At 46.3% G+C, this 669-nt stretch carries 1 protein-coding gene; it reads right to left on the bottom strand.

The window, feature by feature from the left end; all coding sequences use genetic code 11:
* Positions 1-669 (bottom strand): nicotinate-nucleotide--dimethylbenzimidazole phosphoribosyltransferase (locus R7Z49_RS25400; RefSeq protein WP_318112444.1); only part of this gene is annotated, 669 nt, incomplete at both ends.

The raw sequence follows: 669 nt of genomic DNA, 5'->3' as shown, positions 1-669 counted from the left end.
GACTTACCCCTTGAGCAACCAACTTTAACTTTCGGCTCAACTGCTCTGAGTTGATGCCCGTACCAAGACCAACACAGTGGTTTACCTCAAGCGGGCTGAGTGCCGCCAATAATGCGGAAGCCGAGCTGGTATTTCCAATGCCCATCTCGCCAAACATCAGTAAGTTAGATCCTGAATAGATGGTGCTTTGCGCCACTCTTGCACCATATTCCAAACCAAGCGCTACTTGTTCAGAAGACATCGCCGCTTGCTTTGAAAAATTGGCAGTGCCATTTCCTAAACGCTGCTCAATTAAATTCGGATGAGATTTAAACTCAGGAACCATGACTTCGATTGGCGCAAGCATACCGCAGTCAATCACTTTGAATTCGATTTGGTTTACATCGCAAAAGCAGTTAATTGCCGCACCTCCAGCAAGGAAGTTTGCAACCATTTGCTGGGTAACTTCACTCGGTGCGATGCTAATGCCTTCTTTCGCAACACCATGGTCGCCAGCAAACACCAACATCGTTGGCTTGCGAATAACAATCTCTTCTACGGCTTGTGCTTGATCTTGGCTTTGAATCAACGCTAACTGCAATGCGACTTTTTCTAGCAACCCTAGAGCACCTAAGGGTTTGGTTTTGTTATCAATGCGCGTTTGAATATCTGCGGAAAAAGAGCAATCCA

This window comes from Vibrio sp. 1562, from assembly GCF_033340155.1.
Classification (GTDB): Bacteria; Pseudomonadota; Gammaproteobacteria; order Enterobacterales; family Vibrionaceae; genus Vibrio; species Vibrio alginolyticus.
Note: the sequence above shows the minus strand (reverse complement) of the source record. Positions and strands in the feature narration are given on the sequence as shown.